This is a genomic window from Leclercia sp. GHBNCSD (assembly GCF_055805075.1).
Genome location: NZ_JBQVYO010000001.1, coordinates 3,609,842 through 3,626,843 on the forward strand (window position 1 = coordinate 3,609,842; position 17,002 = coordinate 3,626,843).

Consider the following 17,002-nt stretch of genomic DNA (forward strand, 5'->3'; position numbering starts at 1 on the left):
CCGCTGGGGAGGGGAATTTTTTAAGAGGTTATTATGAAATTATTGATTCTGGGCAACCATACCTGTGGCAACCGCGGTGACAGCGCCATTCTGCGCGGCCTGCTGGATGCGATTTACACCCTCTCCCCTGAGACAGAAGTGGATGTGATGAGCCGTTATCCGGTCAGCTCCTCCTGGCTACTGAACCGCCCGGTGATGGGCGATCCGCTCTACAGCCAGATGAAGCAGCATAACAGCGCCGCGGGCGTGATGGGCCGGGTGAAAAAGGTGCTGCGCCGCCGCTATCAGCACCAGGTGCTGCTGTCACGTGTGACCGACACCGGCAAGCTGCGTAATATTGCCATTGCCCAGGGCTTTACCGATTTTGTCCGTCTGCTCTCCGGCTACGACGCCATTATTCAGGTGGGCGGATCCTTTTTTGTCGACCTTTACGGCGTGCCGCAGTTTGAGCATGCGCTCTGCACCTTTATGGCGAAAAAGCCGCTGTTTATGGTCGGTCACAGCGTCGGTCCGTTCCAGGATCCCCAGTTCAATCAGCTGGCAAACTACGTGTTTGGTCACTGTGACGCGCTAATCCTGCGCGAGTCGGTGAGCCTGAATCTGATGCAGCGTAGCGAGATCGACACAAGCAAGGTCGAGCAGGGAGTGGATACCGCCTGGCTGGTGGATCATCAGGAGGCGAATTTTACCCCCAGCTATGCCGTGCAGCACTGGCTGAACGTGGCGGCGCAGCAGAAGACCGTCGCCATTACCCTGCGCGAGCTGGCGCCGTTTGATAAGCGTCTTGGCACCACCCAGGCGGCCTATGAGAAAGCCTTTGCTGAGGTGGTCAACCGGGTGCTGGACAGCGGCTATCAGGTGCTGGCGCTCTCTACCTGTACCGGCATCGACAGCTACAACAAAGATGACCGGATGGTGGCGCTGAATCTGCGCCAGCACGTCAGCGATCCGTCCCGCTACCATGTGGTGATGGACGAACTTAACGATCTGGAGATGGGCAAGCTGCTGGGGGCGTGCGATCTGACCGTAGGCACCCGTCTGCATTCGGCCATTATCTCCATGAACTTCGGCACCCCGGCCATCGCGATTAACTACGAACACAAGTCTGCCGGGATCATGCAGCAGCTGGGTATGCCGGAGATGGCGGTGGATATTCGTCATCTGCTGGACGGCTCCCTGGGGGCAATGGTCGGCGATACCCTCGGCCAGCTGTCAGCCATCAACGAACGCCTGGCGGTAGCGGTGAAAGCCGAACGTGAAAACGGCATCAAAATGGTGAAATCGGTACTGGATCGGGTCGGGGAGGGCAAATGAAGGTTGGTTTCTTCTTACTGAAATTCCCGCTCTCCTCCGAAACGTTTGTGCTTAATCAGATCACCGCCTTTATCGATATGGGATATGACGTGGAGATTATCGCCCTGCAAAAGGGCGATACGCAAAATACCCACGCCGCATGGACGCAGTATGACCTCGCCAGCAAAACCCGCTGGCTGCAGGATGAGCCCCAGGGCCGGCTTGCGAAACTGCGTTACCGCGCCCGCCAGACCCTGCGCGGGCTGCACCGCCCTGGCACCTGGAAGGCGCTGAATATCTCCCGCTATGGCGCCGAGTCGCGCAATCTGATCCTCTCCGCCATTTGCGGCCAGACGCAGCGTCCCTGGCGTGCGGATGTGTTTATCGCCCACTTCGGTCCGGCAGGCGTGACGGCGGCCAAGCTGCGCGAGCTGGGCGTTATTGAGGGGAAAATCGCCACCGTCTTTCACGGCATTGATATCTCCAGCCGTGAGGTGCTGAACCACTATACACCTGAATACCAGCGGCTCTTTCAGCGCGGCGACATGATGCTGCCCATCAGCGAACTGTGGGCCGGGCGGCTCAAAACCATGGGCTGTCCGCCGGAGAAAATCACCGTTTCGCGCATGGGCGTGGATATGCAGCGCTTTACCCAGCGGCCGGTTAAAACGCCGGGAAGCCCACTGCAAATCATCTCTGTTGCACGTCTGACGGAGAAAAAAGGGCTACACGTGGCAATCGAAGCCTGCCGCCAGCTGAAAGCGCGTGGGGTGGATTTTCGCTACCGTATTCTGGGCATTGGCCCCTGGGAGCGCCGGCTGCGCACCCTGATCGAACAGTATGAGCTGGAGGCGCATGTCGAGATGCCAGGGTTCAAGCCCAGCCATGAGGTCAAAGCCATGCTCGATGCCGCCGATATCTTTTTACTTCCCTCCGTTACCGGCGCAGACGGTGATATGGAGGGGATCCCGGTTGCGCTGATGGAAGCCATGGCGGTGGGCATACCGGTCCTGTCCACGGTGCATAGCGGTATTCCTGAACTGATCGAACCAGGCCATTCCGGCTGGCTGGTGGAGGAGAACAATCCGGAGGCGCTGGCTAACCAGCTTGAACAGTTTGCCGCGATTGCCCATCAGGAGCTCTCGCCTGTGCTGCACAATGCGCGCAAAAAGGTGGAGACCGATTTCAATCAACACCTTATCAACCGACAGTTAGCCACTCTGCTACACACGCTTTAAACGGAGGCGATATGCCGAAAGAGATGACGCGACGCGCGTTTGTCACCACCTGTTCCGTGCTGGCGGCCGCGCCGCTGGTCGGCGTTCGGGCCGCCAAAAACGCTGCCACGGTGGAGATCAGCCGGTATGACCTTCGTGACGGAATTGCCGCATTTAAGAAGGCCTTTAACGAGGGTGATACCGTCGTGGTACCTGCGGACGTCACCTGCGAGAACATCAACGCCGCCATTTTTATTCCCGAGGGCAAAACCCTGCGCATTCTCGGTGCGATGACCGGCAATGGCCGCGGGCGGCTGGTATTGCAGGATGGCAGCAAGGTAATCGGGGAAGGGAAGGGGCGCAGCGAAAACATCACCCTCGACGTGCGCGGTTCTGACTGCGTGATCCAGGGCCTGGCGATGAGCGGCTATGGCCCGGTGACCCAGATCTACATTGGCGGTAAACAAAAGCGGGTGATGCGTAATCTGCTGATCGACAACCTGCGGGTCACTAAAGCCAACTATGCAATCCTGCGCCAGGGGTTTCATAACCAGATGGATGGCGTAAAGATTACCAACTGTCATTTCAGCTACCTGCAGGGTGACGCCATCGAATGGAACGTGGCGATTAATGACAAAAACATCCTCATCTCAGACCACGTGATCGACCATATCGACTGCACTAACGGGAAAATTAACTGGGGTATCGGCATCGGTCTGGCGGGCAGCACCTACGACAATAACTACCCTGAAGACCAGACGGTAAAGAACTTCGTGGTGGCCAATATTACCGGGAGCAATTGCCGTCAGCTGGTGCACGTTGAAAACGGCAAACACTTTATCATACGTAATGTTAAGGCCCGCAATATCACCCCGGACTTTAGTAAGAAAGCGGGTATTGATAACGCAACGGTCGCGATATATGGCTGCGATAATTTTGTCATCGATAATGTTGAGATGACCGACAGCGCCGGGATGTTAATTGGTTACGGCGTGATTAAAGGCGACTATTTGTCGATACCGCAGAATTTCCGCCTCAACAATATTCATCTGGATAACCAGAAACTTGCACGAAAATTGCGCGGAATACAGATTTCTTCCGGCAATAAAACCTCGTTCGTGGCCCTCACCAACCTTGAGATGAAGCGCGCCTCTCTGGAGTTCCATAATAAACCTCAGCATCTTTTTATTCGTAATATCAACGTGATGCAGGATGCAGACAGGGGCCCAGCCCTGAAGCTGAATTTTGATCTGCGCAAAGATGTGCGCGGGAAGTTTATGGCGCGGGACGAAACGCTGCTCTCGCTGGCGAACATTAACGCGGTTAATGAAAAGGGGCAAAGTTCGGTCGATATCGACCGAATTGACCATCATACGCTCAATACGGAACGGCTGAATTTTAACCTGCCGAAGCGCTAAATATTAACCAGCCGGCATTTTGCGAGGATTCCTGGAATTAAAGCGCGACTATTCGGATTGCATCCGCTGAAATTTACGCTGTAATTGCGTAACATCGTCTCCAGATTTGTAGCAATTCGTGCTGGCGAAACCAGGCTAAAGGGCTATAATTCGGCAACCATTTTAAGGTGGAAGAAATATGATTAATTTGAAAGCAGTCATTCCGGTAGCCGGTCTGGGCATGCATATGCTCCCGGCCACAAAAGCCATTCCTAAAGAGATGCTGCCGATCGTTGACAAGCCGATGATTCAGTACATCGTCGACGAGATTGTTGCTGCAGGGATCAAAGAAATCGTTCTGGTGACCCATTCCTCGAAGAATGCGGTAGAAAACCACTTCGACACCTCCTACGAGCTGGAAGCCCTTCTGGAGCAGCGCGTGAAGCGTCAGCTGCTGGCAGAGGTGCAGTCCATCTGCCCTCCGGGCGTGACCATTATGAACGTTCGCCAGGCGCAACCGCTGGGGCTTGGTCACTCTATCCTGTGCGCGCGTCCTGTGGTTGGCGACAATCCATTTGTGGTCGTGCTGCCGGACATCATTCTGGATAACGCTTCTGCCGATCCGCTGCGCTATAACCTGGCGGCCATGGTGGCGCGTTTCAACGAGACGGGCCGTAGCCAGGTGCTGGCGAAGCGCATGAAAGGCGATCTGTCTGAATACTCCGTTATTCAGACCAAAGAGCCGCTGGATACCGAGGGTAAAGTCAGCCGTATTGTTGAATTTATCGAGAAGCCGGATCAACCTCAGACGCTGGATTCCGATCTGATGGCCGTCGGCCGCTATGTGCTGAACGCGGAAATCTGGGCTGAACTGGAACGTACCGAGCCAGGCGCCTGGGATCGTATCCAGCTGACGGATGCTATCGCTGAACTGGCGAAGAAGCAGTCTGTAGACGCTATGCTGATGACCGGCGACAGCTACGACTGCGGTAAAAAGATGGGTTACATGCAAGCCTTTGTACAGTATGGCCTGCGTAACCTGAAAGAGGGACAGAAGTTCCGGGAAAGCATGAAGAAACTCTTAACCAACGACTAACGGTTGGTTGGTCGTTGACTAAACGGCAGTGGATCATTCCGGGCTTTCATAGGCCATGTGAATGACACTGCCGTTTCTTTTTTAAATAAATTCCTAATTTTCAGCAAGTTAACTGCTGCCTTTTTGTTTCATTAGCCCTATTTTTCCCTTGTTTCTGCCAGCATTTAAGACGACAATTATTAATTGATTTGAACGCTACCCTGTTGCCATTATGCTGGGCTCTGGCGGCAAAAAACCTCTATTATGACCACGTTCAGTGCACTGGTAGCTGTTAAGCCAGGGGCGGTAGCGTGTCTTTTTTCTGAATTTCTACTATGAAAATTTTCAGAAACCCAATAACTCAATGAATCATTTAACGGAAATTAACGCGTGAAAATTCTTGTTACTGGTGGTGCCGGTTTTATCGGCTCCGCGGTTGTCAGACATATTATTCAGAACACCCAGGATTCAGTGGTTAATGTCGATAAATTGACCTACGCCGGTAACCTGGAATCTCTGGCTGACGTGAGCGACAGTCAGCGTTACGTTTTTGAACATGCGGACATTTGCGACAAAGCGGCGATGGAGCGTATTTTTGCCGAGCACAAGCCTGATGCGGTAATGCATCTGGCGGCGGAGAGCCACGTTGACCGCTCCATTACCGGCCCGGCTGCGTTTATCGAGACCAATATCGTCGGTACCTACGTGCTGCTGGAGGCGGCCCGTGCTTACTGGTCTACGCTTGGCGAAGAGGCGAAAAAAGCCTTCCGCTTCCATCATATCTCCACGGATGAAGTTTACGGCGATCTGCCGCACCCGGACGAGCATCCTGCCTCGACAGCACTGCCGCTATTCACTGAAACGACGGCATACGCACCGAGCAGCCCCTATTCGGCTTCTAAAGCATCCAGCGATCACCTCGTTCGCGCATGGTTACGCACCTACGGATTCCCGACTATTGTGACTAACTGCTCGAATAACTACGGCCCTTATCACTTCCCCGAAAAACTGATCCCGCTGGTGATCCTCAACGCGCTGGAGGGGAAAGCGCTGCCGATTTATGGCAAGGGCGATCAGATTCGCGACTGGCTCTATGTTGAGGATCACGCTCGCGCGCTCTATACCGTAGTGACCCAGGGTAAACCAGGCGAAACCTACAACATCGGCGGTCATAATGAGAAGCAGAACCTGGATGTGGTGCATACCATCTGCGATTTGCTGGATGAGATCGTGCCTAAAGAGGGCTCTTATCGCGATCAGATCACCTACGTGACTGACCGTCCGGGTCATGACCGTCGTTACGCCATCGATGCCGATAAGATTAGCCAGACGCTGGGCTGGAAGCCGCAGGAGACTTTTGAGAGCGGCATCCGCAAAACGGTGCAGTGGTATCTGGCCAACACCCAGTGGGTCGAGAACGTGAAAAGCGGCAACTATCAAACCTGGATTGAACAGAACTACGGAGCTCGTGGGTGATGAATATCCTTCTGTTCGGCAAAACAGGGCAGGTGGGCTGGGAGCTACAGCGTTCTCTTGCGCCGTTAGGTAATCTTATTGCCCTGGATGTGCACTCCAGTGAGTATTGCGGTGATTTCAGCAATCCGGAAGGCGTTGCTGAAACCGTACGTCGCATTAAGCCAGATGTCATCGTCAACGCGGCGGCACATACTGCTGTAGATAAAGCGGAGTCAGAGCCGGAATTTGCCCGACTGCTCAATGCCACAAGCGTAGAAGCTATCGCTAAAGAAGCGGAAAAAATCGGTGCCTGGGTTGTTCACTATTCCACAGATTACGTTTTTCCTGGCAATGGGGAGAAGCCATGGCTGGAAACAGATGCCACCGCACCGCTGAATGTCTATGGCGAAACCAAACTGGCTGGTGAGAAAGCTTTGCAGGAAAATTGCGCCCGCCACTTAATTTTTCGCACCAGTTGGGTTTACGCGGGTAAAGGCAATAACTTTGCGAAAACCATGCTTCGTTTCGCCAAAGAGCGTACGGAGATGTCGGTCATCAACGATCAGTTTGGCGCGCCAACAGGAGCTGAGTTGCTGGCAGACTGTACAGCGCATGCGATTCGTGTGGCGATGAAACAACCTGAAGTTGCAGGACTCTATCATCTGGTTGCGGGTGGCGTGACCACCTGGCATGACTACGCCGCCCTGGTATTCGACGAAGCGCGTGAAGCAGGTATTGAACTGGCGATTACAAAGCTTAACGCGGTGCCTACGAGCGCTTATCCTACCCCTGCGCGTCGTCCGAATAACTCCCGTCTGAATACTGAGAAATTCCAGCAGAACTTCGACCTGGTATTACCTGCATGGGAAACCGGTGTGAAACGAATGCTGGCTGAGCTATTTACGACCACTGCGGTCTGACTTTTAATTAAATGCCCGTTTACGGGCATTTTGCACATTAAAGAGATGATGAAATGAAAACGCGTAAAGGGATTATTTTAGCCGGTGGCTCGGGAACACGTCTGTACCCGGTGACGATGGCGGTCAGCAAGCAGCTGCTGCCCATCTATGACAAACCAATGATCTACTACCCGCTCTCCACGCTCATGCTGGCGGGTATTCGTGACATCCTGATTATCAGTACCCCTCAGGATACCCCTCGTTTTGAGCAACTGCTCGGTGATGGCAGCCAATGGGGCCTTAACCTGCAGTACAAAGTGCAGCCGAGCCCTGATGGCCTGGCTCAGGCATTTATACTTGGCGAAGCGTTCATTGGTGATGACGATTGTGCCCTGGTGTTAGGTGACAACATCTTCTACGGCCATGACCTGCCGAAGTTGATGGACTCCGCTGTGAACAAAGAGAGCGGAGCTACAGTCTTTGCTTATCATGTGAACGATCCGGAGCGCTATGGTGTTGTTGAGTTTGATAAACAGGGCACGGCCGTTAGCCTGGAAGAAAAACCAGCTGAACCAAAAAGTAACTACGCCGTGACGGGTCTTTATTTCTATGACAACAGCGTGGTTGAAATGGCGAAGAGCCTTAAACCGTCGCCACGTGGTGAACTGGAAATCACTGACATCAACCGTCTGTATATGGAGCAGGGCCGTCTGTCCGTTGCCATGATGGGACGTGGTTTTGCCTGGCTGGATACCGGTACACATCAGAGCCTGATTGAAGCCAGTAACTTTATTGCGACCATAGAAGAGCGTCAGGGACTGAAAGTTGCGTGCCCGGAAGAGATAGCTTATCGCAAAGGGTTTATTGACGCGGAACAGGTCAAATTACTTGCCAAACCTTTATCGAAGAATGCCTACGGACAGTATTTGTTGAAAATGCTTGAAGGCTACTGATTTAGTGTGTAGATGGGGACATTTAATTTTTAGATGATGCAAAAGCATCAGAAAGGGTGTTCCAGACACATCGTTTAATGAAGCACAGAGTTTTTAATTAACTGAAAGCTTGTATTATAAAAATGATTCAGGCTTTCAGTCTAAGTTAAAAATGAGAATATTAATACGTGAAAAAAAACATATTCTTCCTGTATTTTGTTCAGGCGTCTAATTATCTTTTTCCATTGTTGACGTTGCCATATTTAATGAGGGTTCTTGGCGCTGAATATTTCGGCGTTATGTCAATGGTGCAGGCATGGATTCAATATACTATAATTTTTGTGGATTATGGATTTAACTTCAGCGCAACCTTACTGATTGCGAGGAATAAAGAGAATCAACATTTGCTCAATAAAATATATACAGTAACGACTATTTCTAAGTTTTTACTGTTTATACTATTTTTACTCACTGCAGTTGTATATTCACTAGTATTTGGGCTGGATATTTACGCCAAATTATTTTTCTGTGGAATGTTTGCTGTTCTCGGTACTGTATTTTTCCCGATCTGGTTATTCCAAGGGCTGGAAAAAATGCAAGGGATTGTTGTAAGCACCACTATCGCAAAATGTTTTTCTTTGATTGCGGTATTCTTACTAGTAAGAGATTCGAATGATATTGACCTTGCGATTTTCAGTCAATCACTTGGAATGTTTTTTTCAGGGATTATCGCTATGGTATATATACGTAAAAATAAAATGGTGGCTTTTACGAAATGCGGGTTGTCAGATGTCTTGGCTTCGTTAAAAGGTGGGTTTGATTTATTTATATCGAATATCACGATCAGTTTTTATACCACCTTGAATGTCATTATCATTGGTTATTTTGTGGGGCCCGTGTATGCAGGCTACTTCTCAGCTGCAGATAAACTTAGGGTTGCTGCCCAAGGCCTGCTCACACCAGTACAGCAGGCCCTGTTCCCAAGAGTGAGTTCGTTGATAAGTAAAGGATCTGATTTTAAAGAGATTTTGAGCTTATATGGTAAAAAATTTATTCTGTTTGGGTTGTTCGTCTCTGTTTCCATTGCTGTAGTGGGATATCCAGTCTCGTTATTTTATTTTAGCGAGGAGTATCGGGTTGCATCATCTATACTACTTTTGATGTCCCCTCTACCGTTTATCGTTTCTATTGGTATAGTTTTTGGTCAATGGTGGTTGATTACCAATGACCATACTGCAGTTGTAAGAAATACATATATAAGAATTAGTGTTTTACATATTATTATGGCGATTGCTCTTATTCATTACGCACCTGTGTATGGTGTGACTATTAGCGTTTTACTGACTGAGATAATCATTTCTTGTTTATTTATTCGCTATTGTTATCGTATGGCTAAACAAAATGATAATATATCATAGTTAGACAGTAATGCTGGGTAATTGGTGTTATAAATATTAGCATTAAAGTTTAATAAATTGTTTTTAGTGTCATTAGGTTTGAGTAGTTAATATAAAGGAAATACTGATGAAAGTTTTAGCTTTTTATCTTCCACAATTTCATGAAATAGAAGAGAATAATAAATGGTGGGGGAAAGGTTTTACCGAATGGACTAATGTGAAAAAAGCAACACCATTATTTAAAAATCATTACCAGCCCAGAGTGCCAATGAATGCTAATTATTATAACCTTCTCAATAAAGAGACTTTGGAATGGCAGGCATCTCTAGCTGAAAAATATCACGTGGATGGTTTTTGTTTTTATCACTACTGGTTTAACGGAAAAAGATTGCTGGATAAACCTGCTGAGCTACTGCTAGAAAATAAAAACATTAATCTGCCATTTATGTTTGCATGGGCAAATGAACCTTGGACAAGAAGCTGGGATGGCAGTCATCGTGATGTCATTATGCCTCAGGACTATGGTAATGAAGAGGATTGGTTAGAACATTTCAATTATTTGAAACCATTCTTTGAAGATGAGCGGTATATGAGGCATAACGGTAAGCCGATATTTTTACTTTACCGTTCAGCAAGTTTTGATCGTTGCGCTGATTGGATTAATTACTGGCGTGAACTTGCCAGCAAAACCTCGTTTAGCGACATTCATTTTGTAACTATGCTAACAAGCTTCTCTCGTGATGAGCGGAAACTCGATTTTGATGCCGCTGTCAACTTTGAGCCAATGTGTACTTTTGGGCATAGTATGGGCGGAATAAGTGCTTTACCAAGAAAAATTTTTACCCGTATTAAACAGTTATCGAATGAAAAATTACAAACTAAATTTGCTGAACAGGTATTATCTTACCAGGCCGTATGGAATAAAATTTTAGAAAAAGAATTTTCCAGTACTGTTTATCCTGGAGCATTCGTTGATTGGGACAATACGGCGCGTAAGAAAAATAAGTATTTAGTTATGCGCGGTAGCAGCCCTGAAGTTTTCAAACAAAATCTTCAAAAGCTATATGATAAGTCTAAGTCCGCGAATACACCTTACTTATTCATTAACGCATGGAATGAATGGGCTGAAGGCACATATCTGGAACCAGACGAAAAACATGGTTATGCTTATCTTGAAGCTATTAAAGATATTGTTATTAAAAATAAAAATTAGTCAATTATCATAGTTACAAATCACTTCATTTAATGTGTAGCGATCAACGCACCCTTCTTATTTGAGATATTGGTTTAAGTAATGAGCCTGAATAAAAATGATATATGTGCTGTTATAGTGACGTATAATCCCAATGTTGACCATGTCATATCATTAATCAATAGATTAAACCATCAATTTTGTGATGCTATTGTTATTGATAATAGTACCTATAACAATGAAATTCTTCAAGCCAAACAAGGTTGCTCTTATATTTCTTTAGGCGGTAATAAAGGAATCGCTGAGGCTCAAAATATCGGAATCTTTGAATGTCTTAAAAATTCTTATAGATATATTATTTTCTTTGATCAGGACAGTAAGATAGAGAATGATTTTATTGCTTCTTTAAAAGAACCAATGGAAAAAAATCAGTATGAGATTTGCGCACCTGTATTTTATGATGAAAAAAAAGGCTTTGAGTACGCTATTACCGATATAAAAGAGAATGGACGACGTATTAAGCATTACTCGCATGGCAAAAGTGATATTTTCACCACCTCAACTGTAATTTCTTCAGGTACAATTGCCTGTAGTGATATTTTCAATAAAATTGGCGTTATGGACTCTGCTTTATTTATTGATTACGTGGATACAGAATGGTGTTTGAGATGTTTTTCGCAGGGAATAAAAGTCCATGTAATCCCTAAAGCTAAAATGCTCCATTCTATTGGTGATAATAGTTTTAATTTCATGGGATTCTGTGTGCCTGTTCATAGCGCAAATCGACGTTATTATCGGGTTAGAAATTCGATTCATTTAGTAAGATATCCCCATGTTCCAAAGCTTTTAGCTGCTCGGGAAGTACTATTTTCAATAATACATTCATTCCTTCTTATTTTGACTCAAAAGAATAAAAAAGAATATACGTCGACATTTATCTATGGTTTGCTCGATGGTCTACGTAATGTGAAGGGTGAAAATCCACGTTCTTTAAATAAATAATGTTATAAAATGAGTTTTTAAGCAATCTATTGAGATTTAAATGATGGAAAAAATAGCTGTATTGCTTGCTGTATACAATGGACGAAATTGGGTGGATGAACAAATTGAAAGTATATTAAAGCAAAGCGATGTTTCTCTTGACTTATATATAAATGTTGATCTGTCCACTGATAATTCATTTGATTATCTGGTGGGTAAGTATAGCTCATTGCCTAATGTTTATTTTTTACCTTATGGCAAAAGATATGGCTCAGCAGGAAAGAATTTTTATTATCTTTTATTAAATGTACCTTGTGACAAGTACAGTTATATTTCATTTTCAGATCAGGATGATATTTGGAATGTTGATAAATTAGCAAGCGCTGTCATTATTTTGAAAGGTAATAATTATGAAGCTTACTCGAGTAATGTCATTGCTTTTGATAAGCATAATACTAAAACATTAGTACATAAAGCACAGCCACAAGTTAAATACGATCATTTTTTTGAAGCTGCAGGACCCGGATGTACTTATGTATTTACGGCTAATTTAGCAAGTCAATTCATTAATTTCCTACGTAATAATAATGAAGCACAGAATGTTGAATTGCATGATTGGCTTTTATATGCCTATTCAAGACAGAATAATCATGCATGGTTTATTGATTCAAACCCATCTATGCTTTACCGTCAACATGATTCAAATCAAGTTGGTGCCAACAATTCATTTGCCGCATGGAAAAAAAGAATTAGTTTAGTAAAAAATAAGTGGTATAGGAATGAAATTAATAAATTAATAATACTATTAGGTAACAATGATACAAAAAAAATATTCAACAAAATGAATAATGGTTATTTTGGTCGTATGTGCCTTGCATTTCAGGTATGTAAATTTAGACGTCGTTTACGAGATAAACTTACGTTGATGGTTCTCTTTATTTTAAACATAGTTTAATAGGTTATTTTCTAATGAGAAAGATATTAATTAACCCCTTTCTAATGTTTGGATTAACCTTTTTATATGTGTTTATTTTTTTTAATATTGGTTTGTCAGATCTTTATTTAAAAAGCAATGATTATTCACTTAATCTTATCTTTGCTTGTTTTATTATCATATGTCTATTCCTGGGAGGGATATATCATTTAACCCTTTTATCATTAAATAAAAATTTGTTTCATACGTCGAAATTAATATCACAAAGAACGTTATCCAATTTTATACTTATTGTAGGTTTTATTCTTGAGTGCGCCAATAATGGAGGGGTTCCATTATTTTTAGTGCTTAAAGGTGCAATTTATGATTATACACAATTTGGTATTAAGACTTTCCATGTTTTTTATATGGGTTATCTATCGGCTTCTGCTGTAATTAATTTTGAACGCTATCTTTTGACAAAGAGTAAGTACTATTTAACCGCGCCATTATTAGCAATAATTATTACTATACTTATCTTGAATCGTGGTGCTCTTCTTTTGATATTGTTCCCTATTGCATTAATGTATATAGCTTCATTAAGAGTTAAAATAAAGATCAAACACTTTAGTTTCATAAGTGTTATGCTGATTATAGTTATTGTCGGTTTCGGTATTTTGGGTGATAAACGATTAATGTCATCTGGTTACCAGGATTCTGACGCGATTTTAAAAATAGGTGAGGCCAGCCCCGTTTTTGAAAATTTACCTACTGGCTTCTTTTGGGTGTACTTATATTCCACTTCCCCTTTCGCGAACTTAATGCTGCAAGCAAATCAAGGCAACTTGAATCAGGGTGATATAGGTGATTTTATGGCAACCTCTATCTATCCGGACTTTATTTCTAAATATACCAACCCTAATCTGGATGAAAGATTTTCACTTATAAAAATCACACCTGAGCTAAATGTTGGGACTGCATTTTGCATGCCTCTTATTACACTTGGTATCTCTGGGTTAATATTGTATTTTATATGGTTTTTGATTTTCAATGTTCTTTTTATATGGCTTAATAAAAATACCTATCTGCTGTCCACCGCAGCAACATTGACAACGATAGCTATATTTTTATCATTTAATAATATGCTTACATTCAGTTCTTGTGTTCTGCAAATAATATTTTTGACGGTATTTAGCCGTTTGAGGTGTGGACGAAAAATGGTGATGTAAAATCAAAAATATCCAATGATTAATAAATCATTCCATTAAAATTAAATTAAATTAAATTTATAACCCCACTAATACAATGCCAACGTATGCAAATAATGCTTGGCTTTTTCATTGTTTTGTATTAAAAATTTGATAATAATAACTCGTCGCACAATATTCAATATTATAGGAGTAAATAATGTCCAAACAACAGATCGGCGTCGTCGGTATGGCAGTGATGGGGCGCAACCTGGCGCTGAACATCGAAAGCCGTGGTTATACCGTCTCCGTTTTCAACCGCTCCCGTGATAAAACTGAAGAAGTGATTGCCGAGAACCCAGGCAAAAAACTCGTTCCGTTCTATACGGTTCAGGAGTTTGTTGAATCCCTGGAAACGCCTCGTCGTATCCTGTTAATGGTGAAAGCTGGCGCTGGCACTGATGCTGCCATCGACTCCCTGAAGCCGTATCTGGAAAAAGGCGACATCATCATTGATGGCGGCAACACCTTCTTCCACGACACCATTCGTCGTAACCGTGAGCTCTCTGCTGAAGGCTTCAACTTTATCGGTACCGGTGTATCCGGCGGTGAAGAGGGCGCGCTGAAGGGCCCATCTATCATGCCTGGCGGCCAGAAAGATGCATACGAGCTGGTTGCGCCAATCCTGACTAAGATTGCTGCTGTTGCCGAAGATGGTGAGCCGTGTGTGACCTATATCGGTCCGGATGGTGCGGGTCATTACGTAAAAATGGTTCACAACGGTATTGAATATGGCGATATGCAGCTGATTGCTGAAGCCTATTCACTGCTGAAAGGCGGCCTGAATCTCACTAACGACGAGCTGGCGCAAACCTTCACCGACTGGAACAACGGTGAACTGAGCAGCTACCTGATCGACATCACCAAAGACATTTTCACCAAGAAAGATGAAGACGGTAAATACCTCGTCGATGTGATCCTTGATGAAGCGGCAAACAAAGGTACCGGTAAATGGACCAGCCAGAGCTCCCTGGATCTGGGCGAGCCCCTGTCCCTGATCACTGAATCGGTCTTTGCACGTTATATCTCTTCCCTGAAAGAGCAGCGTGTCGCGGCTTCTAAAGTGCTGAGCGGTCCGCAGCCGAAACTGGCCGGTGATAAAGCGGAATTTATCGAGAAAGTTCGCCGTGCACTGTACCTGGGCAAAATCGTCTCTTACGCTCAGGGCTTCTCTCAGCTGCGCGCCGCGTCTGACGAAAACAACTGGGATCTGAACTACGGTGAAATCGCGAAGATCTTCCGTGCCGGTTGCATCATACGCGCTCAGTTCCTGCAAAAAATCACCGATGCCTATGCTGAAAACGCGGACATCGCAAACCTGCTGCTGGCACCATACTTCAAGCAGATTGCCGATGATTACCAGCAGGCGCTGCGTGATGTCGTCGCTTATGCGGTACAGAACGGTATTCCGGTTCCAACCTTCTCTGCAGCCGTTGCTTATTACGATAGCTATCGTGCCGCCGTGCTGCCTGCCAACCTGATTCAGGCGCAGCGTGACTACTTCGGTGCACATACCTATAAACGCACTGATAAAGAAGGTGTATTCCACACCGAGTGGCTGGATTAATCTGATTTAACTCAGTCATGTAGCGAAGCCCGGTGAACATCACCGGGCTTTTTTTATGTGTAATACCCTGCATTACCTCGGCTGATTCAACCGACACGCTAGAGCGCAGCATAAACCACTGTATTTATGCCTTTCTGTAGCCAGCCATACGCCTTGACATCAACTCGGCATACGAGGTAAAACCCCCAAAAGTTGCTTATTGCGGTGGGGCGGTAGTCGCTCCCGGACACTTAATCTAAAGAAGTTAACTCGATGAAAATAACAATCTCCGGAACAGGTTATGTGGGTCTCTCAAACGGGATCCTGATCGCGCAACACCATGAAGTGGTCGCACTGGATATCGTGCAGGCCAAAGTTGATATGCTGAACCAGAAGATCTCTCCTATCGTGGATAAAGAGATCCAGGAGTACCTGACAAACAAGCCGTTGAATTTCCGGGCCACTACAGACAAAGTTGATGCCTACAGCGGGGCCGATTTTGTCATCATCGCAACCCCAACTGACTACGATCCGAAAACGAACTACTTCAATACTTCAAGCGTTGAAGCGGTGATCAAGGATGTGACGGCAATTAACCCGAATGCGGTGATGATCATCAAATCGACCATTCCTGTTGGCTTCACTCAGTCGATCAAAGAAGAGCTGGGTATCGATAATGTCATTTTCTCACCAGAGTTTCTGCGTGAGGGCAGGGCATTGTACGATAACCTGCACCCGTCCCGTATTGTCATTGGCGAGCGCTCAGTGCGTGCGGAACGTTTTGCTGCGCTGCTGCAGGAAGGCGCAATCAAAAAGAACATTGACGTGCTGTTCACGGACGCGACAGAAGCGGAAGCCATTAAACTCTTTGCTAATACCTATCTGGCAATGCGTGTTGCCTATTTTAACGAGCTGGACAGCTACGCAGAGAGCCTCGGGCTGAACACCCGTCAGATCATCGAAGGTGTGTGCCTCGACCCGCGTATCGGCAACCATTATAACAACCCGTCCTTTGGTTATGGCGGCTATTGCCTGCCGAAAGATACCAAGCAGCTGCTGGCTAACTATCAATCCGTGCCGAACAATCTAATCTCTGCCATTGTGGATGCCAACCGGACGCGTAAAGACTTCATCGCTGACTCCATTCTGGCGCGTCACCCGAAAGTGGTGGGCGTGTACCGTCTGATCATGAAGAGCGGCTCGGATAACTTCCGAGCCTCCTCCATTCAGGGGATCATGAAGCGTATTAAGGCGAAGGGCGTACAGGTTATTATTTATGAACCGGTGATGAAAGAAGATGAATTCTTCCATTCACGTGTGGTTCGCGATCTGGAGGCCTTCAAAAAAGAGGCGGATGTGATCATCTCCAACCGGATGGCGGAAGAGCTCTCTGACGTGGCGGATAAGGTCTATACCCGCGATCTGTTTGGTAGCGACTGATACAGCAGTTAAAAAAGC

General features: G+C 46.0%; 14 protein-coding genes. All 14 read left to right on the forward strand.

The annotated features are described in order from the left end of the window. Window positions 1-33: 33 nt before the first annotated feature. The 14 genes from wcaK (at window position 34) to ugd (ending at window position 16,984) form a co-directional block, all read left to right on the forward strand. On the forward strand, window positions 34-1,314 hold the full coding sequence (wcaK, locus tag ACT3IC_RS17185; RefSeq protein ID WP_103180212.1) for a colanic acid biosynthesis pyruvyl transferase WcaK: 1,281 nt from the start codon (window positions 34-36) through the stop codon (window positions 1,312-1,314). Beyond that, window positions 1,311-2,531, forward strand: a complete 1,221-nt coding sequence (gene wcaL, locus ACT3IC_RS17190) for a colanic acid biosynthesis glycosyltransferase WcaL (protein WP_103180211.1) — start codon at window positions 1,311-1,313, stop codon at window positions 2,529-2,531. Before wcaK ends, wcaL begins: the two co-directional genes overlap by 4 nt. An 11-nt stretch (window positions 2,532-2,542) precedes the next feature. Next, on the forward strand, window positions 2,543-3,928 hold the full coding sequence (gene wcaM / locus ACT3IC_RS17195; protein WP_473478316.1) for a colanic acid biosynthesis protein WcaM: 1,386 nt from the start codon (window positions 2,543-2,545) through the stop codon (window positions 3,926-3,928). A 178-nt stretch (window positions 3,929-4,106) separates the two neighbouring features. After that, on the forward strand, window positions 4,107-5,003 hold the full coding sequence (galF, locus tag ACT3IC_RS17200; protein ID WP_156654867.1) for a GalU regulator GalF: 897 nt from the start codon (window positions 4,107-4,109) through the stop codon (window positions 5,001-5,003). A gap of 369 nt (window positions 5,004-5,372) precedes the next feature. Further along, a complete protein-coding gene (gene rfbB, locus ACT3IC_RS17205) occupies window positions 5,373-6,458 on the forward strand; it encodes a dTDP-glucose 4,6-dehydratase (RefSeq protein ID WP_473478319.1) in 1,086 nt (361 codons plus the stop codon). Beyond that, on the forward strand, window positions 6,458-7,357 hold the full coding sequence (gene rfbD, locus ACT3IC_RS17210) for a dTDP-4-dehydrorhamnose reductase (protein ID WP_473478321.1): 900 nt from the start codon (window positions 6,458-6,460) through the stop codon (window positions 7,355-7,357). The genes rfbB and rfbD overlap by 1 nt, the downstream gene beginning before the upstream one ends. A 53-nt stretch (window positions 7,358-7,410) precedes the next feature. Next, the gene (gene rfbA, locus ACT3IC_RS17215; RefSeq protein WP_473478324.1) at window positions 7,411-8,289 is read left to right on the forward strand and encodes a glucose-1-phosphate thymidylyltransferase RfbA; all 879 of its coding nucleotides are present in this window, start codon (window positions 7,411-7,413) and stop codon (window positions 8,287-8,289) included. A gap of 167 nt (window positions 8,290-8,456) precedes the next feature. After that, window positions 8,457-9,686: an oligosaccharide flippase family protein gene (locus tag ACT3IC_RS17220; RefSeq protein ID WP_473478327.1), complete on the forward strand. Its 1,230-nt coding sequence runs from the start codon at window positions 8,457-8,459 to the stop codon at window positions 9,684-9,686. A 106-nt stretch (window positions 9,687-9,792) separates the two neighbouring features. Further along, window positions 9,793-10,878 carry a glycosyltransferase WbsX family protein gene (locus ACT3IC_RS17225; protein ID WP_473478330.1) on the forward strand — a complete coding sequence of 362 codons (1,086 nt, stop codon included), beginning with the start codon at window positions 9,793-9,795 and terminating at the stop codon, window positions 10,876-10,878. Between the two features lie 81 nt (window positions 10,879-10,959). Next, window positions 10,960-11,859, forward strand: a complete 900-nt coding sequence (locus ACT3IC_RS17230) for a rhamnosyltransferase (protein ID WP_473478333.1) — start codon at window positions 10,960-10,962, stop codon at window positions 11,857-11,859. 40 nt (window positions 11,860-11,899) lie between these two features. Next, window positions 11,900-12,793, forward strand: coding sequence for a glycosyltransferase (locus tag ACT3IC_RS17235; RefSeq protein ID WP_473478336.1), 894 nt, complete (start codon window positions 11,900-11,902; stop codon window positions 12,791-12,793). Window positions 12,794-12,837: 44 nt separating this feature from the next. Next, window positions 12,838-13,980: an oligosaccharide repeat unit polymerase gene (locus tag ACT3IC_RS17240; RefSeq protein ID WP_473478339.1), complete on the forward strand. Its 1,143-nt coding sequence runs from the start codon at window positions 12,838-12,840 to the stop codon at window positions 13,978-13,980. 178 nt (window positions 13,981-14,158) lie between these two features. Then, window positions 14,159-15,565 carry an NADP-dependent phosphogluconate dehydrogenase gene (gene gndA / locus ACT3IC_RS17245; protein WP_263950453.1) on the forward strand — a complete coding sequence of 469 codons (1,407 nt, stop codon included), beginning with the start codon at window positions 14,159-14,161 and terminating at the stop codon, window positions 15,563-15,565. Window positions 15,566-15,817: 252 nt separating this feature from the next. Beyond that, window positions 15,818-16,984, forward strand: a complete 1,167-nt coding sequence (gene ugd, locus ACT3IC_RS17250) for a UDP-glucose 6-dehydrogenase (protein ID WP_103180199.1) — start codon at window positions 15,818-15,820, stop codon at window positions 16,982-16,984. Window positions 16,985-17,002: the final 18 nt, after the last annotated feature.

Coding starts and splice junctions, on each gene's coding strand:
- ACT3IC_RS17230 (WP_473478333.1), top strand. CDS start 10,960: ATGAGCCTGAATAAAAATGATATATGTGCTGTTATAGTGACGTATAAT.
- wcaM (WP_473478316.1), top strand. CDS start 2,543: ATGCCGAAAGAGATGACGCGACGCGCGTTTGTCACCACCTGTTCCGTG.
- wcaL (WP_103180211.1), top strand. CDS start 1,311: ATGAAGGTTGGTTTCTTCTTACTGAAATTCCCGCTCTCCTCCGAAACG.
- ACT3IC_RS17235 (WP_473478336.1), top strand. CDS start 11,900: ATGATGGAAAAAATAGCTGTATTGCTTGCTGTATACAATGGACGAAAT.
- ACT3IC_RS17240 (WP_473478339.1), top strand. CDS start 12,838: ATGTTTGGATTAACCTTTTTATATGTGTTTATTTTTTTTAATATTGGT.
- ugd (WP_103180199.1), top strand. CDS start 15,818: ATGAAAATAACAATCTCCGGAACAGGTTATGTGGGTCTCTCAAACGGG.
- gndA (WP_263950453.1), top strand. CDS start 14,159: ATGTCCAAACAACAGATCGGCGTCGTCGGTATGGCAGTGATGGGGCGC.
- rfbA (WP_473478324.1), top strand. CDS start 7,411: ATGAAAACGCGTAAAGGGATTATTTTAGCCGGTGGCTCGGGAACACGT.
- wcaK (WP_103180212.1), top strand. CDS start 34: ATGAAATTATTGATTCTGGGCAACCATACCTGTGGCAACCGCGGTGAC.
- ACT3IC_RS17225 (WP_473478330.1), top strand. CDS start 9,793: ATGAAAGTTTTAGCTTTTTATCTTCCACAATTTCATGAAATAGAAGAG.
- galF (WP_156654867.1), top strand. CDS start 4,107: ATGATTAATTTGAAAGCAGTCATTCCGGTAGCCGGTCTGGGCATGCAT.
- rfbD (WP_473478321.1), top strand. CDS start 6,458: ATGAATATCCTTCTGTTCGGCAAAACAGGGCAGGTGGGCTGGGAGCTA.